Source organism: Aureimonas sp. N4 (assembly GCF_001463925.1).
In the GTDB taxonomy this organism is placed as follows: Bacteria; Pseudomonadota; Alphaproteobacteria; order Rhizobiales; family Rhizobiaceae; genus Aureimonas; species Aureimonas ureilytica_A.
On record NZ_BBWS01000008.1, the window covers coordinates 58,752 to 80,281 of the forward strand.

Annotated in this window: 18 protein-coding genes; 9 read left to right on the top strand and 9 right to left on the bottom strand. The window is 66.4% G+C overall.

Annotation, left to right across the window (positions count from 1 at the left end):
• Positions 1 to 75: 75 nt before the first annotated feature.
• From AUL28_RS02805 to dnaK, 4 genes are all read right to left on the bottom strand, one after another.
• Positions 76 to 759, bottom strand: a complete 684-nt coding sequence (locus AUL28_RS02805) for a class I SAM-dependent methyltransferase (protein ID WP_244493392.1) — start codon at positions 757 to 759, stop codon at positions 76 to 78.
• Positions 760 to 847: 88 nt separating this feature from the next.
• The gene (gene dnaJ / locus AUL28_RS02810; RefSeq protein WP_058601124.1) at positions 848 to 1,990 is read right to left on the bottom strand and encodes a molecular chaperone DnaJ; all 1,143 of its coding nucleotides are present in this window, start codon (positions 1,988 to 1,990) and stop codon (positions 848 to 850) included.
• Between the two features lie 274 nt (positions 1,991 to 2,264).
• Entirely contained in the window at positions 2,265 to 3,353 is a 1,089-nt protein-coding gene (locus AUL28_RS02815) for an acyltransferase family protein (protein WP_058601115.1), read from the bottom strand.
• A 246-nt stretch (positions 3,354 to 3,599) separates the two neighbouring features.
• Positions 3,600 to 5,528 carry a molecular chaperone DnaK gene (gene dnaK, locus AUL28_RS02820; RefSeq protein WP_058635866.1) on the bottom strand — a complete coding sequence of 643 codons (1,929 nt, stop codon included), beginning with the start codon at positions 5,526 to 5,528 and terminating at the stop codon, positions 3,600 to 3,602.
• 286 nt (positions 5,529 to 5,814) lie between these two features.
• On the opposite strand from dnaK, the gene AUL28_RS22505 reads away from it, so the two are divergent.
• From AUL28_RS22505 to AUL28_RS02835, 4 genes are read left to right on the top strand one after another with little or no spacing between them, the layout of a single operon-like run.
• Positions 5,815 to 5,955 (top strand): hypothetical protein, encoded by a 141-nt coding sequence (locus tag AUL28_RS22505; RefSeq protein ID WP_156418389.1) that lies wholly within the window; start codon positions 5,815 to 5,817, stop codon positions 5,953 to 5,955.
• Between the two features lie 11 nt (positions 5,956 to 5,966).
• A complete protein-coding gene (locus tag AUL28_RS02825; RefSeq protein ID WP_062230586.1) occupies positions 5,967 to 6,890 on the top strand; it encodes a hypothetical protein in 924 nt (307 codons plus the stop codon).
• Positions 6,887 to 7,282 carry a phage holin family protein gene (locus AUL28_RS02830; RefSeq protein ID WP_062221757.1) on the top strand — a complete coding sequence of 132 codons (396 nt, stop codon included), beginning with the start codon at positions 6,887 to 6,889 and terminating at the stop codon, positions 7,280 to 7,282. Before AUL28_RS02825 ends, AUL28_RS02830 begins: the two co-directional genes overlap by 4 nt.
• A complete protein-coding gene (locus AUL28_RS02835; protein ID WP_062230587.1) occupies positions 7,279 to 8,271 on the top strand; it encodes a DUF3618 domain-containing protein in 993 nt (330 codons plus the stop codon). The genes AUL28_RS02830 and AUL28_RS02835 overlap by 4 nt, the downstream gene beginning before the upstream one ends.
• An 86-nt stretch (positions 8,272 to 8,357) precedes the next feature.
• Here the strand turns inward: AUL28_RS02835 and AUL28_RS02840 are convergent, their stop codons facing one another.
• Positions 8,358 to 11,138: a PBP1A family penicillin-binding protein gene (locus AUL28_RS02840; RefSeq protein ID WP_062230588.1), complete on the bottom strand. Its 2,781-nt coding sequence runs from the start codon at positions 11,136 to 11,138 to the stop codon at positions 8,358 to 8,360.
• Between the two features lie 300 nt (positions 11,139 to 11,438).
• Positions 11,439 to 12,272 (bottom strand): MipA/OmpV family protein, encoded by an 834-nt coding sequence (locus AUL28_RS02845; RefSeq protein ID WP_058601109.1) that lies wholly within the window; start codon positions 12,270 to 12,272, stop codon positions 11,439 to 11,441.
• A 252-nt stretch (positions 12,273 to 12,524) separates the two neighbouring features.
• Between AUL28_RS02845 and AUL28_RS02850 the strand changes: the two genes are divergently transcribed.
• Positions 12,525 to 13,490, top strand: a complete 966-nt coding sequence (locus tag AUL28_RS02850; protein ID WP_062230589.1) for a Bug family tripartite tricarboxylate transporter substrate binding protein — start codon at positions 12,525 to 12,527, stop codon at positions 13,488 to 13,490.
• 60 nt (positions 13,491 to 13,550) lie between these two features.
• Positions 13,551 to 13,898 carry an ArsC family reductase gene (locus AUL28_RS02855; RefSeq protein WP_062230590.1) on the top strand — a complete coding sequence of 116 codons (348 nt, stop codon included), beginning with the start codon at positions 13,551 to 13,553 and terminating at the stop codon, positions 13,896 to 13,898.
• Positions 13,899 to 13,940: 42 nt separating this feature from the next.
• On the opposite strand, the gene AUL28_RS02860 is transcribed toward AUL28_RS02855, so the two are convergent.
• The 3 genes from AUL28_RS02860 to AUL28_RS22510 form a co-directional block, all read right to left on the bottom strand.
• Positions 13,941 to 14,312: a cupin domain-containing protein gene (locus tag AUL28_RS02860; RefSeq protein ID WP_062230591.1), complete on the bottom strand. Its 372-nt coding sequence runs from the start codon at positions 14,310 to 14,312 to the stop codon at positions 13,941 to 13,943.
• Positions 14,309 to 15,703, bottom strand: a complete 1,395-nt coding sequence (locus AUL28_RS02865; protein ID WP_062230592.1) for a dipeptidase — start codon at positions 15,701 to 15,703, stop codon at positions 14,309 to 14,311. Before AUL28_RS02865 ends, AUL28_RS02860 begins: the two co-directional genes overlap by 4 nt.
• 96 nt (positions 15,704 to 15,799) lie before the next feature.
• The gene (locus AUL28_RS22510) at positions 15,800 to 15,973 is read right to left on the bottom strand and encodes a hypothetical protein (RefSeq protein WP_156418388.1); all 174 of its coding nucleotides are present in this window, start codon (positions 15,971 to 15,973) and stop codon (positions 15,800 to 15,802) included.
• A gap of 475 nt (positions 15,974 to 16,448) precedes the next feature.
• Between AUL28_RS22510 and polA the strand changes: the two genes are divergently transcribed.
• The 3 genes from polA to pyrF all read left to right on the top strand — a co-directional run bounded on the left by polA (position 16,449) and on the right by pyrF (position 21,484).
• The gene (polA, locus tag AUL28_RS02870; RefSeq protein WP_062230593.1) at positions 16,449 to 19,370 is read left to right on the top strand and encodes a DNA polymerase I; all 2,922 of its coding nucleotides are present in this window, start codon (positions 16,449 to 16,451) and stop codon (positions 19,368 to 19,370) included.
• A gap of 186 nt (positions 19,371 to 19,556) precedes the next feature.
• A complete protein-coding gene (locus tag AUL28_RS02875; RefSeq protein ID WP_062230594.1) occupies positions 19,557 to 20,780 on the top strand; it encodes a PAS domain-containing protein in 1,224 nt (407 codons plus the stop codon).
• A gap of 11 nt (positions 20,781 to 20,791) precedes the next feature.
• On the top strand, positions 20,792 to 21,484 hold the full coding sequence (pyrF, locus tag AUL28_RS02880) for an orotidine-5'-phosphate decarboxylase (protein WP_062230622.1): 693 nt from the start codon (positions 20,792 to 20,794) through the stop codon (positions 21,482 to 21,484).
• Positions 21,485 to 21,530 lie beyond the last annotated feature (46 nt).

The following is a 21,530-nucleotide window of genomic DNA, read 5'->3' on the forward strand; positions in this document are numbered from 1 at the left end:
GAGTCGCTTCTGCTAACCTCTCATACCGCCGGAATGAGACAAGCTTGATGACGCAAATGCGAAGGAAATGTTTTTTTAACCGATGGTGCCGGCGAGCTTGGGGCAGCCGCGCCGATAGACGAGAACGCGGGCGGGCGGAATGTTGAGCTTCACCCAGGGGCTGACCTCCACCTTCGCCTCGACGCGCTCGGGCCGAACCGGCAGGGCGGGCGAATAGGTGAACTGCACGAAGGGCGCGCCGACCGGCAGACGATCAAGATAAGCACCGAGCGCCGCGCTGCGCTCGTCCTCGGGCCGCGCCATCAGGGGCAGGCTGGAGACGACGGCGGCCAGCGGGCGTCCATCCAGCCATGCGTCGAGGTCCGCCCCCGGCCGATAGGCATCGCCTCGCAGGATATGCACGGCGGGAAAGAGCGAGCGCAGAAGCGCGCAGAATTCGGGCGCGTATTCGAGACACAGAAGCCGGTCCGCTTCCACGCCCCGCTTCAGCAGCGCGCGGGTGACGACGCCCGTTCCCGGCCCAAGTTCCAGGATCACGCCGTCCTCGCCCGGCAGGGGCACGTAGGAGGCCATGCGCTCGGCCAGCGCCTTGGACGAGGGCGACACGGCCCCGACCTTCAGCGGCTGGCGCAGCCATTCGCGCAGGAAACTGGCCTCGGCCAAAGGCGGCTTGCGGAGCGGGGTGGTCGACAGGCGCGGATCTCCCTCGAAGCGATCCGGCAGGACCCGCGTCGGGGCATGGCCCCCGGCGCGAGGCACAGGCGCGGCCGGATCGACCCCACCTATGCCTGGATGATCCGCCCGAAGGGCGGGAAAGGGAGGGCAAGCCGACCCTTTCAGCGAAGGCTCAATCGCTGAGGCCTTCGAAGAATTCCTTCATACGCGAAAAGAAGCCGGTGGATTGCGGCGAATTCTCGGACGAGGAGATTTCTTCGAACTCCTGTAGCAGTTCGCGCTGGCGACGCGAAAGGCTTTGCGGCGTCTCGATGGAAATCTGAATGAAGAGATCGCCCATCTGCGCCGAGCGCAGAACCGGCATTCCCTTGCCCTTGACGCGGAACTGCTTGCCGAACTGCGTGCCTTCGGGAACCTTGACCCGCGTCTTGGCCCCGTCGAGCGTCGTGACCTCGAAGGAGCCGCCGAGCGCGGCGGTGGTCATGGAAATCGGCACCTTGCAGAAGAGGTCCGCCCCGTCGCGCTGGAAGAATTCGTGAGGCTTGACTGACAGGAAGATGTAGAGATCGCCCGCCGGGCCACCGCGCAGGCCCGCTTCGCCTTCTCCGGCGAGGCGAATGCGGGTGCCGTCCTCGATGCCGGCCGGGATCGAGACCGAAAGGTTGCGCTCCTCGGGCAGGCGGCCTTCGCCGCCGCACTTGCCGCAGGGGTCCGCGATGATCTCGCCGCGCCCTTGGCAGGTCGGGCAGGTGCGCTCGATGGAGAAGAAGCCTTGCGCGGCGCGCACGCGGCCGATGCCGCCGCAGGTGGGGCAGGTGCGCGGCGCGGTGCCAGCCTTGGCGCCCGAACCGTTGCACACGTCGCACTGGATCGTGGTGGGCACGCTGATCTCGGCGGTCTTGCCGAGATAGGCCTCTTCCAGCGAAATCTCCATGTTGTAGCGCAGGTCCGAGCCGCGCTCGCGCCCGCCCGAATTGCCGCCCTGACGCCGAGTCTGGCCACGCCCGCCCATCATCTCGCCGAAGATGTCGTCGAAGATATCGGCCATGGAAGAGGAGAAGTCGCCGCGGAACCCGCCGCCGCCGCCACCGTTCTGGAAGGCGGCATGTCCGTAGCGATCGTAGGCCGAGCGCTTCTGCGGGTCCTTCAGAACCTCGTAGGCCTCGCCGATCTCCTTGAACTTCGCCTCGGCGACAGCGTCGCCAGGGTTCTTGTCCGGATGATATTGCATGGCGAGCTTGCGGAACGCCGCCTTCAGAACCTTGTCGTCACAGGTTTTCGCGACGCCGAGCGTTTCGTAGTAATCGACCTTCACGGACACTGCTTCACCGTTCTCGCACCGAGTGGAATGCGGGATGGCCGCGCCCTGTCGCAAATACGAGGCAAGCCGATCCCGGCGCGCGCCGCAAAGGCGCGTTCTGGCATGTAAGCGCTGTTCTGGCGCGTTACCATAGGCAAGGCTCGCGAGAAAGACGGCCGCGCGCGCCGCATGGCTGTATCGTAGCCACCTGTCATGTTTACGCCACGGCTCTTGGAATGGAAGCCATGGCGCGAACTATCGAAGAAACTCAGGCGCTGACCGCGATGCGTCAGGCGTTGGCGAGGCGCGCGGCAGGGGCGGTGCGGCGGTGCGTGCCCGCCAGAAGCGCGGCGATCCGGCCGTCCAGCGTATAGTGCCAAAGCAGCGCGACGAGGATCGAGGCCAGGATCGGCAGCACCAGATAGGCGTGGAAGCCGATCCAGCCCGTCGGCTCGATGACGCGCTTCCAAAGGATCGACAGGAACAGCGTCTCCATGACGGGATGCCAGAGATAGATGCCGAAGGAAACGCAGGTGAGCTTCATCGCTGGCGCCAGAGCGCGGGTGGAGTCGGGCCGCGCGCTTTCCGACAGGCCGATCAGGAGGATCGCGCCGAACAGAAAGAGAAGCGTGGCGTGGACGTCGATCTGCCACACCATGCAGGCGACGGCCAGACCCAGGCTGACGAGGCCCGGCGCATGCGAGGTCACGTTGAGCGCGCGCCGGGTGACGAGAAGCGAGGCGAGGCCGCCGGCCATGAAATCGGCGAGCGCGCGGTAAGCGCCATAGGTATCGGCTGTGGTCCAATGGCCACTCGGGAAGAAGCCCGCGCGGCTGGCGATCTCCAGACCCACGACATAGGCCGCGAGCGTGAGCGTCAGGCCGAGCGCGCCGGCCCTGCGCACCACGAAGGGCACCAGCGGAAACAGGAGATAGCAGAAGATTTCCGCGCTGACCGACCAGGAGGGATAGTTGAAGGAGAGTGCGTTCGTCGTGCCCCAGGCATGGATCGCCAGAAGATGCAGCGGCACCGCGTGGAGATCCCAACGCTCAGGCAGTTGAAGATGCACGAAGCCGGCGCGGCCGATCAGCGCCACGCCGACGAAGAAGGCGAGCGTCAGAAGATGCAAGGGGTAGAGCCGCGCGATGCGCCGACGCAGGAACGTCGCATAGGCCGGCAGCGTGTCGATGCGGTCGCCATAACGGCTCATGATCACGAAGCCCGAGATCATGAAGAACATGTCGAGCAGCGGCAGGAGCCGGAACAGAAGATCGGTTTCCGTATAGGCGGCTTGGCCCGGCGCGAAGAACAGGAAGTGATAGGTCATCACGAGAAGCGCGGCGGCAAAACGCCAGCAATCGAAAATGCGGAAATGCATCGGCTTCGCCTCTCAGGGCCCAGTCCATCTCAGGTGTTGAAGGCCATTATAGACGGAAAGGGCTCACCCGGCAGTCAGAGTGGGAGGTTTACCTCGGGTTAACGTTAAGTCTTGCTTGGAGATATCGGTTTGACCTTCAGGTGGTGGAGGTCGGGCGGTGCCGCCTATGGGAGGCCGAGCATCCGCTCCAAACGAAAACAGCCCCGGCTCTTTCGAACCGGGGCTGCTGGCAGTGATAGAAGGAGATCAGGCCGACTTCTTGCGGCCGTCGTCCTGCACTTCCTCGAAGTCGGCATCGACCACGTCGTCATGCTCGGCCTTGGCCCCGCCCTGCGAAGCGGTCGCGTCCGCGCCGCCATCGCTCTGCGAGGCTTCGTACATGGCCTGACCGAGCTTCATCGAGACCTCGCCGAGCTTCTCGCTCTTGGCCTTGATGGCGTCGGCATCGGCGTCCGACTTGTCGAGCTCGGCGCGTAGGTCCGCAATCGCGTCCTCGATCGCCTGACGGTCGGCGGCCGAAACCTTGTCGCCATAGTCCTTGAGGGACTTCTCGGCCGAGTGGACGAGGCTTTCGCCGTGGTTCTTGGCTTCGACGGCGGCGCGGCGCTTCTTGTCGGCGTCGGCGTTGGCCTCGGCTTCCTTGACCATTTTCTCGATGTCGGCGTCGGAGAGACCACCCGAAGCCTGGATCGTGATCCGCTGCTCCTTGTTGGTCCCCTTGTCCTTGGCCGACACGTTGACGATGCCGTTGGCGTCGATGTCGAAGGTCACTTCGATCTGCGGCACGCCGCGCGGTGCGGGCGGAATGCCCTCGAGGTTGAACCGGCCGAGCGACTTGTTGTCGGCCGCCATCTCGCGCTCGCCCTGGTAGACCTGAATGGTCACGGCGTTCTGGCCGTCCTCGGCGGTCGAGAAGACCTGGCTCTTCTTGGTCGGGATCGTCGTGTTACGGTCGATCAGGCGCGTGAACACGCCGCCCAGCGTCTCGATGCCGAGCGAAAGCGGGGTCACGTCGAGAAGGAGAACGTCCTTCACGTCGCCCTGCAGAACGCCGGCCTGGATCGCCGCGCCCATGGCGACGACTTCGTCCGGGTTGACGCCCTTGTGCGGCTCCTTGCCGAAGAAGCCCTTCACGACTTCCTGGACCTTGGGCATACGCGTCATGCCGCCGACGAGAACGACCTCGTCGATGTCGTTCGGCGTGAGGCCCGCATCCTTGAGGGCGGCCTTCATCGGGCCGACCGTGCGCTGCACGAGATCGTCGACCAGCGCTTCGAACTTCGAGCGCGTCAGCTTCAGCGTCAGGTGCTTCGGGCCGGTCGCGTCCGCCGTGATGAAGGGCAGGTTGATCTCGGTCTGCGAGGCGGACGAGAGTTCGATCTTGGCCTTTTCGGCCGCTTCCTTCAGGCGCTGAAGAGCGAGCTTGTCGTTCTTCAGGTCGATGCCCTGATCCTTCTTGAACTCGCCGGCCAGGTAATCGACGAGGCGCATGTCGAAGTCTTCGCCGCCGAGGAACGTGTCGCCGTTGGTCGACTTCACCTCGAACACGCCGTCACCGATTTCGAGCACGGACACGTCGAACGTGCCGCCGCCCAGATCGTAGACCGCGATCGTCTTGCCGTCGTTCTTCTCGAGACCGTAGGCGAGCGCGGCCGCCGTCGGCTCGTTGATGATGCGCAGGACGTCGAGGCCGGCGATGCGGCCGGCGTCCTTGGTCGCCTGACGCTGCGCGTCGTTGAAGTAGGCGGGAACCGTGATGACGGCCTTCTCGACCTTCTCGCCGAGATAGGCTTCGGCGGTTTCCTTCATCTTCTGAAGGATCATGGCCGAGACCTGGCTCGGCGAATATTTCTCGCCATGCGCTTCGACCCAGGCGTCGCCGTTGGAAGCGTTGACGATCTTGTAGGGCACGAGGCCCTTGTCCTTGGCAACGGTCGGGTCGTCGTAGCGACGGCCGATCAGGCGCTTGACCGCGAACAGCGTGTTCTCGGGGTTGGTCACCGCCTGGCGCTTGGCCGGCTGGCCGACCAGACGCTCGCCGTCGGTCGAGAAAGCGACGATGGAGGGTGTCGTACGCGCGCCTTCGGCGTTCTCGATCACCTTCGCCGTCTTGCCGTCCATGACGGAGACGCAGGAATTGGTCGTGCCAAGGTCGATACCGATCACCTTCGCCATGTTCATTTCTCCTTTAAGAGCGTGCAGCCCGGACCCCCGTTCGAGGCATTCCGAAAGGCGGCACCTAGCGGATTCGTCGTGTCGCCGAGGGGCGGGGATGATCCCTCCCGGCGAGGCTGGAGGCTATATATGAATGGGGCTTGAGGGGCGCAAGACACCGTTTCGATCGGCGCGCCACAGCTTGCGATTTTCCCGCTCCATACCCGCCTAAGCATGGACGCCCAAAGGAAAACCCCCCTTTGGGCGAGCCTTGCGCAGGAACTTCGCCCCGAATGGTTCGCTTGGCTTGCGAACGGTCTTCGCCGCATCCGACGACGCGGAGGAGACGCCCACACAACAAGAAGGCGGAGCCATGCACAGTATCATCTATCTGATCGGCCTCATCGTGGTCGTTCTGGCGATCCTGTCGTTTCTCGGGCTGCGCTGAGGAGGTCCGGGATGTCATCAACGCACAATCCAACCGGCGCAGAGCGCTGGAGCGACGATCGCCAGACCCTGTCGCAGGCCGCCGAACGCGAAGGCCAATCGGCCCGTGCGCAGGCCTCGCAGGCCTCGGCCAGTCTGCGCGACGAGGCGTCGAGCCTCATGTCCGAAGCGCGGTCCAAGGCCTATGAGACGGCTGAAAGCGGGAAAGCTGCCGCCGCCAGCAGTCTGGAGGATTTTACCGCCGCCATTCGCAAGGCCTCCGACGAACTCGGAGAGCGCGACCAGTCCATGGCCGCCGGGCTCGTGCGGCAGGTCGCGGCCGGACTGGAGCAGGCCTCCGGCGCGCTCAAGGGTCGCGATCTCCAGGACGTGACGCGCTCGGTCGCGGATTTCGCCCGTCGCCAGCCCGCCGCCTTTCTGATCGGCGCGACGCTGGCCGGCGTGGCGCTGGGCCGCTTCGCCCGCGCCTCGGGCGATCATGCCGACGCGGACAGGGTGAGGAGCGCTCTGCCGACAGCCGAGAGCGAGCATTCCCACACGGGCTCCGGCGAAAGCGCCGCGCGCTACGCCTCGCACGGCGGGTCGTCCGGTCACGACAGCACCGTCACCAAGACCAGCGGCAGCACGGGCCATGTTCCCGGCGCCAGCGCCGTCACGCGCCCGCCCGCCGGCGCGATGGGCGCTTCGATGCCGGGGAGCCTCGCGTCGGGCGTGCCCACCAGCGAAGCCATCGCATCGTCCGGCTCGTCCGCGCTCGCCGCCGATCCGCTCGGCCCCGGCGCGCCGGATGCCGATCTTCTGTCGGGCGGCGCGAAATCCGGCTCGGCCGGCCGCACCGAGTCTCGCGCCGATCTCGGCGCGCCCGGCACATCGGGCTCCACCAACACGCAGAGCCTGACGGGCTCCTCCTCCAGCCTTCAGGGAGACAAGCGATGAGCGTCGAGCCGCGTGAAACCCGCAGCGTTCCCGATCTTCTGGCCGATGTCCTGCGCGAGGCGACGGAGCTGTTTCGCACCGAGGGCCGCCTGATCCGGGCGGAACTCTCCGACAAGCTGAGCCAGATGCAACTGGCCGGCGGCTCGCTCGTGGCGGGCGCGATCTGCCTTCTCGTGTCGCTGATCATCCTCGCCGGCGCGCTGGTCACGGCGATGGCGAAATACATGGACCCCGCCTGGGCCGCGCTTCTGGTCGGCGTGATCATCGCCGCCATCGGCGTCGTGCTTCTGGCCGCTGGCAAGAAAAGCCTCGAAGCCGTCAATCTCGCGCCCGAGCGCACGCTCGGCCAGCTTCAGAAGGACGGCCAACTCGCCAAGGAGCAGACCCGATGAGCCTCGAGACAGACCGCTTGGCCCGCGAAGCCGAAGATCGCCGCTCCAGCCTGGAGGCCACGCTCGACAGCTTGAAGGGAAAGCTGTCTCCCGGCCAGATGGTGGACGAGTTCATGACCTATGCCCGCGAGGGCCAGGGCGCGGAGATGCTGCACAATCTGAACCGTCAAGTGCGCGACAATCCGCTGGCGCTCGGCCTGATCGGGGCCGGCGCGGCGTGGCTCCTGCTGGGTCAAGGCGCGCGGGCGACTACTCACAGCCATGACGCCGGCCGGTCGCCGGAGCGCTATCCGTCGTCGCTCGGCGAAGGCACCGGCACGAACGGCGTCGTCACCCGAACCGGATCGCAGGCGGACGCTTCGCCGGGGCTGGCCGACCGGGCGCGCTCGGCCGGCGGCGCGGTGGCGGACAGCACGCGCTCGGCCGCCTCGGGGCTGGCCGATCGCGTGTCCGGCGCGGCGGGTAGCATATCGAGCGGCGCATCGGCCGCCTCCGACAGCGCGACGCGCCTCACCCACGACGCCCGCGACGCGATCGCTCATGCGGGTTCCTCCACCTATCGCAGCGCCTCGCATCTGGGCGATCAGGCTTCCTCCTACGGCCGCTACGCCCAGCGCTCGCTGCTCGACACGCTGCAGAAGGAACCTCTGATCCTTGGTGCGGTGGCGCTGGCGGTGGGCGCGGCCATCGGCGCGGCTCTGCCTTCCACCCGTGTCGAGGACGAGTTGATGGGCGAAGCGCGCGATCGCCTGCGCGACGATGCGCTGGAGCGTGGGCGTGACATGGCCGGAGCGGTGGAGACCGCCGCCACGAAAGCCTATGAGGCCGGCAGCGCCGAGGCCGAGAACAAGGGGTTGAAACCCTCCGGCGGGTCGGGCGAGACAATCGCTGAAAAGGTCTCCTCCGTCGCCAAGGCTGCGGCCGGTGCGGCCAAGGAGGAGTTGCGCTCCGACGATACCTCCTCCTCGAAGGAGCGGCCGGCGATCTGACGCGCGGCAGGTTCCAGAAATGCAAAAAAGGCCGTGGGACTGACCCACGGCCTTTTTCGTTGTGTCGCCTGCGTCCGGCGTGCGGATCAGTTGTTGAAGAAGTCTCGGAAGAGGGAGCGGTCGCTTGCCCGACCGCCGGGGGCGGGGCCTTCCAGCACCGCGTCGGGCGGCAGGTCTTCCGGGCGCACCACGCGGGCCGGCCCTTCGAGCACTGCGTCCGGCGGCAGGTCGCCGCGCCGCACTGAGCGCGCCGGCGCGATGGGCGCGGGCGGACGCATACGGGCGGGCTCGCCATATTCGGGCGGCGGCCCGCCATACTGGTCGTCGCCATAGGGGTCGGCATACGGGTCGCCATAGGGATCGCGGCCAGCGGGCCGAGCGCCGTAGGCGTCGCGGCTCGGCAGGTCCTGTTCCGGCCGGCTGGCATAGCCCCGGTCCTCGCCGCCGAGACCCTGGCCCTGATCGTGGCGCGGCTGCTGGCGGGGCGTTTCGCGATAGTTCGGAGTTTCGCGGTAGCGCGGTATGTCGCGCACGGCCGGCGTCGGCTCGCGCGCCGCCACGGGCGCGTCCTGGTAGGTGCCCTCGGGGGAGGGCGCCTGCGCCGGGTCCTCGGCGGGCGGTGCGATGGCGGTGGGCTCGCCCGGCACGGTCTGGCCGTAAGGATCGGTGCCGCCGGCCGGCAGTTCGGTGTTCTCGTAGACCGGGTTGCCGCCCGCGTCATAGCCGATGATCGCGCCGTTCGGCTGCGCGCTCGCCACCGGAATATTGGCGGGGTCGCCGATCCGGTAATGGCCGGGCAGCGGCACGGCGGGCAGGCCTTCATGCGCGGCGACCATATAATCCTTCCAGGCGTCGGCCGGCAGCGAGCCGCCTGTGACCTGGCGCATCGGCTTGCCATTGTCATTACCGAGCCAGACGCCGGTGGTCAGATTCGACGTGTAGCCGATGAACCAGGCGTCTTTGAAATCCTGCGTCGTGCCGCTCTTGCCGGCGATCTGCCAGCCGGGGAAGGACGCGCGGCGGCCGGTGCCCGAGGTGACGACGCGCGTCAGCATGGCGTTCATCATGCCGACCACGTCCTGCCCGACGATCACGGGCGGCACCGCGTCGTCACGCTCGTAGAGCACCTTGCCGGACGATGTGGTGACGCGGTTCACCAGATGAGGCGTTGCCAGATAGCCGCCATTGGCGAAGGGCGCGTAAGCCCCCGTCAGCTCCAGAAGCGAGACTTCCGACGTGCCGAGGCCGAGCGTGGCATTGTCCACCAGCGGCGACTGGATGCCCATGCGCTTGGCGGTGGCGATCACCGTCTGCGGCCCGAGATCCGCCGTCAGCTTGGCGGCGACCGTGTTCAGCGATTTGGCGACGGCATCGGCCATGCTGACCTCGCCGCGAAACTTGTTGTCGTAGTTGGAGGGCGTCCAGTTGCCGATGCGCACCGGCCCGTCATTGACGATGGTCTCCGGCCGGTAGCCGTGCTCCAGCGCCGTCTCGTAGACGAAGGGCTTGAAGGACGAGCCCGGCTGGCGCTTGGCGTCCACCGCGCGGTTGAACTGCGACGTCGCATAGTCGCGCCCGCCCACGATGGCGCGGATCGCGCCCGTGCCGTCCACCGAGACGAGCGCGCCCTGCGACACGTTCTGGTTGGCGCGGTCGATCGTCTTGGCGATGGCCTGCTCGGCCTTCTTCTCCAGATTGAGGTCGATCGTGGTCTGCACCACGACATCTTCCTTGATCTCGCCACCGACCAGGAGCGGGAGATCGCGCATCACCATGTCGGCGGCGTAATGCTGCGCGCCGGTCCAGAAGCTCTTGGGCTTGGTGGGCTTGGCGGCCTTGGCGGCGTCCGCCTCGGCCTTGGTGATCATGCCCTCGTCCACCATGGCCTGAAGCACGACCTCGGCGCGGGCGCGCGCCGCCTGCGGATCGCGCGCCGGCGACAGGCGCGAGGGCGCCTTCAGAAGGCCGGCGATGGTGGCGGACTCGATCAGGGTCAGTTCGTCGGCGTTCTTGTCGTAGTAGCGCCGCGCCGCCGCCTGGATGCCCGTCGCGCCCGAGCCGAAATAGACCCGGTTCAGGTACATTTCCAGGATCTGATCCTTGGTGAACTTGTGCTCCAGCCAGAGCGCCAGAATGGCTTCCTGCACCTTGCGCTGGATGGTCTGGTCGGGCGTCAGGAAGATGTTCTTGGCGAGCTGCTGGGTCAGCGTCGAGCCGCCCTGCACGGTGTCGCCCGCCGCCATGTTCTGCGAAAAGGCACGCAGAATACCGATCGGATCGACGCCGTAATGCGAATAGAAGCGCCGATCCTCGATCGCCATGACCGCCTGCGGCACATAGGGGCTGATCCGGTCGAGCGCGACCGCTTCGCCGCCCGTGGTGCCCCGGTCGGCCAGAAGCTCGCCCGAAACCGAGACGATCTTGACGTTGGGCGGCCGGGCGGGAATGGCCCAGGCTTCCTGCGGCAGCTTGATGGCGAAATAGCCGATCACGGCCAGGCCCGCGAGCCCGCCCCAGAATGCCAGAAGAAAGCAAAGCCGGATCGTGTGGCCGATCAGCGAACGGCGCTTTCGCGGACGGCGGCCGAAAAAGCCACCCATGCCACCGCCGTCGCCGGTGCCGCCACCCTTGCCGCCGCGCCCGGAGCCACCGCCGCCGCGCCCGCCGCTGCCGAGATCACGCGAGTTGGTGTCGCGGCGCGTGGCGCGCCCGTCGATGTCGCGGGCAGCGCGTCGCCCACTCCCTGCGCGACGCTCGTTCGAAGCCACCACGGCGCGGTCGTCGGCGGAGACGCGAATTTCGCTTTCGTCCGGTTCGACGTCGCCGCCGAAGGTCGGCTCGATCCGCTCGTTCTTGCGCCAGGCCATCCGCACCCCTTTTGTTTCGATCTCGCAGCGCGTGCAGCGCACGGCATGGCCTGTCCATGCGCGAGGTCCGCCGACCTTGCAATGGCATGAGGCGTCTGAACCCCGTCTGAACCCTTTGGAACCATGGCGCGGGGTCGAAGGCGCGCATGGCAAGGCCACCGCATGTCCAGCCTAAATGCGGCGATTTAACGGGGTCTTAAGGAACGCTGCCGAGGCGTGAACGGCGCGCCGCCCCCAAACGCAAGAGGCCCGGCGGGATCGCTCCGGCCGGGCCTGCTTGTCATGTTCGGAAGGCGTCGCTCAGAACAGGTCGAGCGAGAAGCGGTGCGACAGGCCGATGCCGGCGAAGAACTGGTCTTCCGAGCCGACCTTTACGATCGGCGAATCCTTGGCGTCGCCCACCATGCGCTCATAGGCGGCATTGGCGTTGATGAACCAGTTGGGGCGGAACTCGTAGCGGGCCGAGCCGCGCACGCCGACCGTCTTGAAGCCGCCATCGGCCTCGTAGGCCGACAGGCGGCCGAAGGAGGCGAGGCTCTCGATCGGCGTGACCGAGAAATAGGTGCTCATGTAGTTGCTGTCGGCAAAGCTCGTGGTGGGGCCGAGCTTCAACTCCCAAGCCTTGGTCGGGCGCGAGATGAAATCGACGCCGGCATTGCCGACGAAACCGTCCGCCTCGCCGAAGGCATAGCGCGCTTCGCCATAGATTTCGGCGTTGAACGTCTCGTAGATCGGGAATTCATAGCCGGCGCGCAGACCGACCTGATAGGTCTCGTCCAGCGCGCGCGTGCCGCGCAGCTCGGGATAGTCGGCCGCGTTGCGCTTGTCGATGAAGCGGAACGAGGGGGCCAGCTTGAAGCCGCCGTTCGTCTCCTCGCGCGAGCCGATCTCGAACAGGCCCGGCAGGTTCAGATACTGCAGTGAGACGATCGGGAAGCCCGAAACGATGTAGTCCTTGGCACCTTCATAGGCGGGCTGCGTGGACACGCCCGCGCCCAGCTCTATGATCAGGTCCGAATTGTTGGCGACGGCGACAGCGCTCGTATCGGGCGTGCCGTAGTCGGCCGCGGAGGCGGCCGAGGCGAGCAGGCCGAGCGTAACGGCAAGAAGGGTCGAGGCAAGACGCTGAGACACGAAAGACTTCTCCGGGTGCGGACGGATCCGCTTTGTCGCTATCATTAGCCCAATTCTTGCCTGGCAAACCCGTCTTTCAAGCCAATCGATCGCGTGCAGTGCATTCGGTGGTGCGGTCGTTACCTCGAAGACACAATTGCGCCTCGCTCACGTTTGCGTGTGGTTCCGCCCCGGTACTTGCGCGCCTATGACCCTGTTGATCCTCTTCGCTGGAGCGCCCCTGCCGGGAGGCTCTGGGTTCTGGGAGGAATCATGAAAGCCAGCTTCGTCGTCGCGGCCCTTGTCGCGACCTTTACCGCCGCGCCCGCCTGGGCACAGGATTTTCCGTCCAAGCCGGTGACGCTGGTCGTGCCCTTTGCGGCGGGCGGTTCGACCGACCTCGTGGCGCGCACGGTGGCGCAGGCCATGAGCATGCATCTCGGGCAGCAGGTCCTTGTGGACAACAAGGGCGGCGCCGGCGGCAATCTGGGTGCGAGCTTCGTCGCCAAGGCCGCGCCGGACGGCTACACGATCCTGATGGGCACGATCGCGACCCACGCGCTGTCGGCCTCGCTCTACGCCAAGCCGCCCTTCGACCCGGTGAAGGATTTCACGCCCGTCGCCTGGCTCGTCACGGTGCCGAACGTCCTGACCGTCAATAAGGACTATCCGGCCAAGGACGTGAAGGAGCTGATCGCGCGGCTGAAGGAAAAGCCCGGCGAAGAGCTTTACTCCTCGTCCGGCAACGGCACGCCGCTACATCTCTCTGGCGAATTGTTCAAATCCATGGCGGGCGTGGACATGGTGCATGTGCCCTATCAGGGCTCCGGCCCGGCGCTGGTGGATGCGATCTCGGGCGCGGTACCGATCAATTTCGACAATCTGCCCTCGTCTACCGAGCATATCCGCGCTGGCACGCTGCGCGCGCTCGCCGTCACCACCAAGACCCGCGCGCCGAACTTCCCCGATATTCCCACGATGGAGGAGGCCGGCGTTCCCGGCTACGAGACCAACACCTGGAACGCGCTCTTCGCACCAGCCGGCACGCCGCCGGAGGTCGTCGCCAAGCTTAATGATGCGGCCAACGCGGCCTTGAAGGACGAGGCGGTGGCCAAGCGTTTGGCGGAGGTCGGCGCGACCGAAGTCGGCGGTTCGCCCGAAAAGCTCGCCGAACACGTCAAGACCGAGATCGCCCGCTGGAAGCCGGTGATCGAGGCATCGGGCGCGCGGATCGAGTAAGACCCGTTCCTGAAACGGCGGGCGGCGATTCGGGCCGCCTGCCATTTTAAGGGAACGCTCATGACGGTCACGCTCCACGGCATCCGCAACTGCGACACGGTGAAGAAGGCGCGCCTCTGGCTGGAGGCCAAGGGCGTCGATTACGCCTTTCACGACTTCAAGACGCAGGGGGTGAGTGAGGCGCAGCTCGAAAGCTGGTGCGATCAGGTGGGCTGGGAGAATGTCCTCAACCGCGCCGGCACGACCTTTCGCAAGCTGCCCGAGGCCGAGCGGGAGGACCTGTCGCGCGAGAAAGCCATCGCGCTGATGAAGGCTCAGCCTTCCATGATCAAACGCCCGGTTCTGCAGCGGGGCGACACGATCACCGTCGGTTTCAAGCCCGAAGACTACGCTCAGCTCTTCGGCTGAGACGAGACGGGCGAGCGGTGTTGGCCGCACGCCCGCTCGCTGTCAGATCGCGTGTTTGGTCGCGGCCGTTGCGGGATCGCCCGTGTTGGGCGTGCCGGCCGGCTCGATCAGGAGGAGATGGGTTTCCTCCTCCGCCACCGGGCAATGCTCGACGCCCTGAGGCACCACGAAGAGCTGGCCCGGCAGGAGCGTCACGTCGCCCTCGCGCATTCGGATGGTCAGCCGCCCCTTGAGGACGAAGAAGAAATCGTCCGTCTGGGGATGCGAATGCCAGACGAATTCGCCCTGCACCTTCACCACCATGACATCGTGGCCGTTGAAGCCGGCCACGACACGCGGCGACCATTGCTCGCCGAAACTGGCGAGCTTGGCGGCGAGATCGATGGGCTCCCGGTTCACCGGCTCCCCGCTCATGCGCGCTTTTCGCCGAGCGCCGCCAGCACCCGCGCCCAGGAGCGCTGGCCCTTGGCAAAGGAACTCATCTCGTATTTCTCGTTGGGCGAATGGATGCGGTCGTCGCCGAGACCGAAGCCGATCAGAAGCGAGGGCATGCCGAGGCGGCGCTTGAACTCGCCGACCACCGGGATCGAGCCGCCCATGCCGATCATCACGGCGGGCTTGGGCCATTCGGCCGAGAGCGCCTCGCGCGCCGTGCGCAGAACCGGCGAATCGAAAGGCAGCTGGATGGCCGGCGAGCCGCCATGCTCGTGGAACTCGGCCGTGCAGTCCGCCGGCAGGCGCTCGGCCACGAAGGCGCGGAAGCTCTCCCTGATCTTGGCCGGGTCCTGATCGAAGACGAGGCGGAAGGAGACCTTGGCATGGGCCTCGGCCGCGATCACGGTCTTGAAGCCCTTGCCGGTATAGCCGCCCTCGATGCCGTTGACCTCGGCCGTGGGGCGCGACCACGTCTGCTCCAGAACCGAGCGACCCTTTTCACCCGAGGGCACCGACAGGCCGACCGAGCCGAGGAACTCCTTTTCGGAGAAGGGGAGCGTCGCCCAGGAGGCGCGGACCTCCTCGGGCAGTTCCGGTACGCCGTCATAGAAGCCCGGCAGCGTCACACGCCCGTCCGCGTCGTGGAGATCGGCCAGGATTTTGGCGAGTACGTGGATCGGATTGGCGGCCGCCCCGCCGAAATAGCCCGAATGCAGGTCCATGGAGGCGGCGCGGATCGTCAGCTGCTCGCCCACGAGACCGCGCAGGCCGGTCGAGATCGCGGGCGTTTCGCGGTCCCACATATTGGTGTCGCAGATCAGGGCGACGTCGGCCGAGAGTTCCTCGCGGTTGGCGTCGAGGAAGGGCAGAAGCGAGGGCGAGCCGGATTCTTCCTCGCCCTCGAGGAAGATGGTGACCGTGACCGGCAGCGAGCCCGTTTCGGCGATGAAGGCGCGGCAGGCCTCCACGAAGGTCATCAACTGGCCCTTGTCGTCCGCCGTGCCGCGCCCGGTCAGGCGCTCGGTGCCATCGGGCATGGTCACACGACGGGGGTCGAACGGATCATTGTCCCAGAGCGGCAATGGATCGACGGGCTGCACGTCGTAATGGCCGTAGAAGAGAACATGGGGCGCACCCTCCGGCCCCTTGCGATGGGCGACCACCATCGGATGCCCCGGTGTCTCGCGCACGGAGGCGTCGAAGCCGATCGCGGCCAGATCCTTCTGGAGCCAATCCGCCGCGCGCCGGCAGTCGCTCGCATAGGCCGGGTCGGTGGAGATCGAGGGGATGCGCAGGAGATCGAACAGGCGATCCACCGAGCGGTCGAGATTGAGATCGAGACAGGAGAGAACGCTGTCGAGACCGGCCATGAGGCCCTCCGCTGATCGTGACGGCGCGTCGCGCCGCCGGGATCGAACGGGCATAGCGCCTCGGGGCGCGAGCCGCAAAGGGAAAGGCGGCAAAGACTACTGCGTCGGCCTGCGGCGGAGAATCTCGGCATTCACAAGGATGATCGCGAGGGTGAGCCCGCTATGCCAGTTCCAATCGCCATGCAGCCCATCCCAGAGCACACCAGCAAGCACGATCAGAAAAGCGAACCCCATCCAGTAGAGAGCCGTCAACTGCTTCTTCTTCGTCATGAGCCCAGCCCAAGCTGCCAGCCATCGTGGCCGGATCGAGGTGCGATCATAATTTAGGAAGGTGTCAAACAGAAGAAGAGCCGTCGCGGACTGGAGGGGGGTTGTCGCGACGGCTCCTTCTGATAGAGCGGAGTCCCGAGAGGGGGGATGGGGACATTCCGCTCTGAGTTCGGCACAAAAGCGGGGGACGAGCTTTGGGGCCGAAAGCGGCGCTGTCGTGCGCCGTTGGTGATAAAATGCGCCTTAGGCCGTTTCTGTTCAAGGCCGTATGATCACGAAAGCGTGATCTTGCAATTAAACATTTGTAATTCCTGTTGGACCCGAAGCCGACCTTGCTTTCTCCTAGGGAGCTTCGGCGATGATCCCTGGCCGCAAGCCCGAAGCATGTGGGTTTGGAGGGATTGCCGACCCGGTGACGGCGGACAGCCAAGTGGCGCGATGGACAGGCCGCGCGGCGCGCGATACCACCTGACCCATGCAAAAGGGCGATCACCTCTTCCTCGTCGATGGTTCGGCTTACATCTTCCGGGCCTATCATGCGCTGCCGCCGCTGACGCGCAAGTCCGACGGGCTGCCTGTCGGCGCCGTGTCCGGCTTCTGCAACATGCTATGGAAGCTGGTGGAGGAATCGCGCGATACCTCGGTCGGCGTCTGCCCGACCCATTTCGCCGTGATCTTCGACCATTCCTCGACCACGTTCCGCAACGCGCTCTACGATGGCTACAAGGCGCATCGGCCGCCGCCGCCCGAGGATCTGCGCCCGCAATTCTCGCTGATCCGCGAGGCCGTGCGCGCCTTCGACCTGCCCTGCATCGAAAAGGAAGGCTTCGAGGCGGACGATCTGATCGCGACCTATACGCGCCTTGCCGTCGAGGCGGGCGGGGACGTCACGATCGTCTCCTCCGACAAGGACCTGATGCAGCTCGTCGGGCCCAGCGTCATCCTCTACGACCAGATGAAGGACAAGCGCCTCGGCCCCGAGGACGTGCGCGAGAAGTTCGGCGTCTACCCCGAGAAGATGATCGACCTTCAGGCGCTGGTCGGCGACACATCGGACAATGTGCCCGGCGTGCCCGGCATCGGCCCCAAGACCGCCGCCGAGCTTCTGGAAACCTTCGGCACGCTGGAAGCGCTGCTGGAGCGCGCGGGTGAAATCAAGCAGGCCAAGCGCCGCGAGAACATTCTTGCCCATGCCGATCAGGCGCGCCTGTCGAAGCAGCTCGTGACGCTCGACCAGAACACGCCGCTCGACACCGCGCTGGACGATCTCTTCATCCACGAGCCGGACGGCGAAAAGCTGGTCGCCTACCTGAAGGCGATGGAGTTCACCACGCTGACGCGGCGCGTGGCGGCCAAGCTCGGCACCGATGCCAGCGAGGTCGCACCCGCCCCCGTGACGATTTCCGACGCGCCGCGCGGCCCCGATCTCGACGCCGGCGCCGAAGCCGCGCCGACGGGCGAGGGGGGCGCCATGCCGCTGACGCCGGCCGGGCTCGCCGCCGAGCGCCTGTCGGAGGCCGCCTCCACGCCGGTCGATCGTTCGCGCTACGAAACGATCCGCGACGAGGCTCGCCTCGAAGCCTGGATCGCCCGCGCTTATGACACGGGGCTTCTGGCCTTCGACACCGAAACCACCTCGCTCGACGCCATGCGCGCCGATCTCGTCGGCCTGTCCTTCGCCGTCGCGCCGGGCGAGGCGGCCTATGTGCCGATCGGCCATGTCGGGGAGGGGAGCGGCGATCTCCTGTCGGGCGGCGATGCGGCGACGAGCGTCGGCGTGCAACTGCCGCTCGGGCGCGTGCTCGATCTCCTGAAGCCGGTGCTCACCGATCCGTCCATCCTGAAGATCGGCCAGAACACCAAATACGATTATCTCGTCATGCTCCGTCATGGCATCGACATCGCCCCGATGGACGATACGATGCTGATCTCCTACGTGCTCGACGCCTCGTCGTCGCTCGAAGGGCACGGCATGGACGAATTGTCCGAGCGCTTCCTCGGCCACAAGCCGATCTCCTACAAGGACCTCTGCGGCACCGGAAAGGGCGCGAAACCGATCGCCGCCTGCCCGATCGACAAGGTGACGGAATACGCCGCCGAGGACGCCGACGTGACGCTGCGCCTGTGGCGCGTGCTCAAGCCGCGCCTCGTGGCCGAAGGGATGAGCTCGGTCTACGAGCGGCTGGAGCGCCCGCTGGTGCCGGTGCTGGCGCGCATGGAAGAGCGCGGCATTCGCGCCGACCGGCAGATCCTGTCGCGCCTGTCGGGTCGCTTCGCGCAGAAGGCGGCGGGGCTGGAGGCCGACATTCACATTCTGGCCGGCGAGCCCTTCAATGTCGGCAGTCCCAAGCAACTGGGCGAGGTTCTCTTCGGCAAGCTCGGCCTGCCCGGCGGCAAGAAAACCAAGACCGGCCAGTGGGCGACCGACGCGCGCCTTCTGGAAGACCTCGCTGCCCAAGGGCACGAACTGCCCCGTCGCATCGTGGACTGGCGCCAGATCACCAAGCTGAAGGGCACCTATACGGACGCGCTGCCGACCTACATGGACGAGGCGGACCGCATCCACACGTCCTATTCCATGGCCTCGACCACGACGGGGCGTCTGTCCTCGTCGGAGCCGAACCTTCAGAACATTCCGGTGCGCACGCAGGAAGGGCGCGAAATCCGCACCGCCTTCGTCGCGCCCGATGGCCACAAGCTTCTCTCGGCCGACTACAGCCAAATCGAGCTTCGCCTGCTCGCCCATATGGCCGATATTCCGCAGCTGACGGAAGCCTTCCGGCAGGGGCAGGATATTCACGCAACCACCGCGTCCGAGATGTTCGGCGTGCCGGTGGAGGGCATGCCCTCCGAGGTGCGCCGCCGGGCCAAGGCCATCAATTTCGGCATCGTCTACGGCATCTCGGCCTTCGGCCTCGCGGCCCAGCTTTCGATCCCGCAGGGCGAGGCGGCCTCCTATATCAAGCGCTATTTCGAGCGCTTCCCCGGCATCCGCGATTACATGGACCGCGTGAAGGCCTTCGCGAAGGAGGCCGGCTATGTCGAGACGCTGTTCGGCCGGCGCGCGCACTATCCCGACATCCGCTCCTCCAATCCGCAGGTGCGCGCCGCCGTCGAGCGCGCCGCCATCAACGCGCCGATCCAGGGCTCGGCGGCCGACATCATCCGCCGCGCCATGGTGCGCATGGAGGACGCCTTGAAGGCCGAGCGCCTGTCGGCCCGCATGCTCCTGCAAGTGCATGACGAACTCGTCTTCGAAGTGCCGGACGAGGAGGTGGAGGCGACGATCCCGGTCGTTCGCCATGTCATGGAAAAGGCGGCCGAGCCGGTCGTCGATCTTGCCGTGCCCCTCGTGGTCGATGCCAGGGCCGCGGCCAATTGGGACGAGGCGCACTGACGAACTAGTCAAAGCTTCGTTTCCATCGTCCGCGACATATCATCACAAGATTCTGAAAAGCCCAATCATTTGAAAGGGATGGGTTTTGGTGGGCACAAAGGGAGAACCAAGCCGGGCTTGAACTCGTTAGGGGGCGCGATATTCCCTTTCAACGCGCTGCCCTTTCGCGGCGCTCAAGGACACGGCATGGATCGACCAGAAACCGAGACCAGTACCGCCGGCATGCCCGACGGGATGACGACGGCCGCTCTGGCGAAGCTCCCGCTCGCGCTCGTCCTCACCAATCCGCATCTGCCGGATAATCCGATCGTCTACGCCAACCAGGCCTTCGCCCGTATCACGCGCTATACGGTGGAAGCCGTGGTCGGCCGCAATTGCCGCTTCCTGCAGGGGCCGGACACCGATCCGGACGCTTCCGGCCTGATCGGCGCGGCTTTGCGCGACGAGCGCGACATCACGATCGACATCCTGAACTATCGCGCCGACGGCACGACCTTTCTCAATCGGCTGATGATCACGCCCCTTTATGACGCGGGCGGCCAGCTTCAATGTTTCCTCGGCGTGCAGCGCGACCTGTCCGAGGGAAGGGACATGCATGATCTGCCCCGCAGCGAAACGGGGGTCGTCAAGGCCGATGCGGCGCTCGGCGAGATCCAGCACCGGGTCAAGAACCATCTGGCGATGATCATCGGCATGATCCGGATGCAGTCGCGCGCCCATACGAGCGGCGAGGCCTTCGACACGCTGGCCCGGCGCATCGAGAGCCTGCAACTTCTCTATCAGGAGATGACGGAATCGGGCGTCGGCTCGACGCGCTCGCAGCGCATTCCGCTCGGCGCCTATATCAGCCGCATCGCGTCCACGATCGGCTATCTCGACGGGCGGCGCTCGGTGCGCGTCAATGTCGATTGCGATGCGATCGACATCAGCGTGGAGCGTGCGGCCCGTGTTGGCCTGCTCTTCTCCGAGCTTCTGACCAACGCCTTGAAACACGCCTTCAAGGGACGCGACGAGGGGCTGGTGGAGGCGCGGCTGAAGATGCTCTCCTCGGGCGTCATTCGCCTCACCGTGACCGACGACGGCATCGGCCTGCCGCGCGAGGCGCGCTGGCCCTATGGCGAGGCCGACAAGGCGCGCACCAGCCAGCGGGTGGACGAGGCGGTGGCGCTCTCGACCGATGGAGACATGGCGCGCGAGGTCGCCACGAGCTTAGCCGAGGCGACGGGCGGCATCGTTCGACCGAAAGCCAGCGACGGCGAAGGGAAGAAGGAAAACGGCGGACCGCGCGGCGGTCTCGGCGGGCGAATCGTGGTATCGCTGGTGCGCGGGCTCGACGCCCGAATCGATGTCAGTTCCCACACGAGCGGCACCACCGTGACCGTCGATATTCCACGGGAGTCCCCATCCTGAGCCAGGACGCCATCCTTCCCGCTGACGATCGCCTGATCGTCGGTCTCGACATCACCGGACGCGCCGAGGCCGAAGCCCTCGTGGATGCACTGGGCGATACGGTTTCCTTCTACAAGATCGGCTATCAGCTCGGCTATTCCGGCGGCCTGCCGCTCGCCGCCGAGTTGGTGCGCATGGGCAAGAAGGTCTTTCTGGACCTCAAGCTCCACGACATCGCCAATACGGTGGAAAAGGGTGTCGCCAACATCGCCGCCATGGGCGTGACGATGACCACCGTCCATGCCTATCCGCAGGTGATGCGCGCCGCAGCGGCAGGCGCTTCCGGCAGCCCGCTCTGCGTCCTCGGTGTCACGGTGATGACCTCGCTGGGGCAGGACGATCTGCGCGAAGCCGGCATCGAGATGAGCGTGGAAGATCTGGTGATGCGACGGGCAGGTCAGGCGCGCGAAGCCGGGCTCGGCGGCATCGTCGCCTCGGCGGCCGAAGCAGCATTGCTGCGCAAATTGATCGGCCCCGATATGGCCGTGGTCACGCCCGGCATCCGCCCGGCCGGCGCGGACGCGGGAGACCAGAAGCGCGTCGTGACGCCGGCCGATGCCCTGAGCGCGGGGGCCTCGCATCTCGTCGTCGCCCGCCCGATCATCGCCGCGCCCGACCCGCGCGCTGCCGCGCAAGCCATTCTGTCGGAAATAGCAGGCGTCTGACGGGCCGGATCGTGCGCCCCTGCCGGGCGAGCGGCTCGCCGCCTTG

What these genes read in the sequence shown, in the direction of transcription:
- AUL28_RS02860 (WP_062230591.1), bottom strand. Translation starts at nt 14,312, where the DNA reads ATGAGCGGGGAGCCGGTGAACCGGGAGCCCATCGATCTCGCCGCCAAG.
- AUL28_RS22510 (WP_156418388.1), bottom strand. Translation starts at nt 15,973, where the DNA reads ATGACGAAGAAGAAGCAGTTGACGGCTCTCTACTGGATGGGGTTCGCT.
- AUL28_RS02815 (WP_058601115.1), bottom strand. Translation starts at nt 3,353, where the DNA reads ATGCATTTCCGCATTTTCGATTGCTGGCGTTTTGCCGCCGCGCTTCTC.
- AUL28_RS02850 (WP_062230589.1), top strand. Translation starts at nt 12,525, where the DNA reads ATGAAAGCCAGCTTCGTCGTCGCGGCCCTTGTCGCGACCTTTACCGCC.
- AUL28_RS02840 (WP_062230588.1), bottom strand. Translation starts at nt 11,138, where the DNA reads ATGGCCTGGCGCAAGAACGAGCGGATCGAGCCGACCTTCGGCGGCGAC.
- dnaK (WP_058635866.1), bottom strand. Translation starts at nt 5,528, where the DNA reads ATGGCGAAGGTGATCGGTATCGACCTTGGCACGACCAATTCCTGCGTC.
- polA (WP_062230593.1), top strand. Translation starts at nt 16,449, where the DNA reads ATGCAAAAGGGCGATCACCTCTTCCTCGTCGATGGTTCGGCTTACATC.
- AUL28_RS02825 (WP_062230586.1), top strand. Translation starts at nt 5,967, where the DNA reads ATGTCATCAACGCACAATCCAACCGGCGCAGAGCGCTGGAGCGACGAT.
- AUL28_RS02865 (WP_062230592.1), bottom strand. Translation starts at nt 15,703, where the DNA reads ATGGCCGGTCTCGACAGCGTTCTCTCCTGTCTCGATCTCAATCTCGAC.
- AUL28_RS02835 (WP_062230587.1), top strand. Translation starts at nt 7,279, where the DNA reads ATGAGCCTCGAGACAGACCGCTTGGCCCGCGAAGCCGAAGATCGCCGC.
- AUL28_RS02855 (WP_062230590.1), top strand. Translation starts at nt 13,551, where the DNA reads ATGACGGTCACGCTCCACGGCATCCGCAACTGCGACACGGTGAAGAAG.
- AUL28_RS02875 (WP_062230594.1), top strand. Translation starts at nt 19,557, where the DNA reads ATGGATCGACCAGAAACCGAGACCAGTACCGCCGGCATGCCCGACGGG.
- AUL28_RS02830 (WP_062221757.1), top strand. Translation starts at nt 6,887, where the DNA reads ATGAGCGTCGAGCCGCGTGAAACCCGCAGCGTTCCCGATCTTCTGGCC.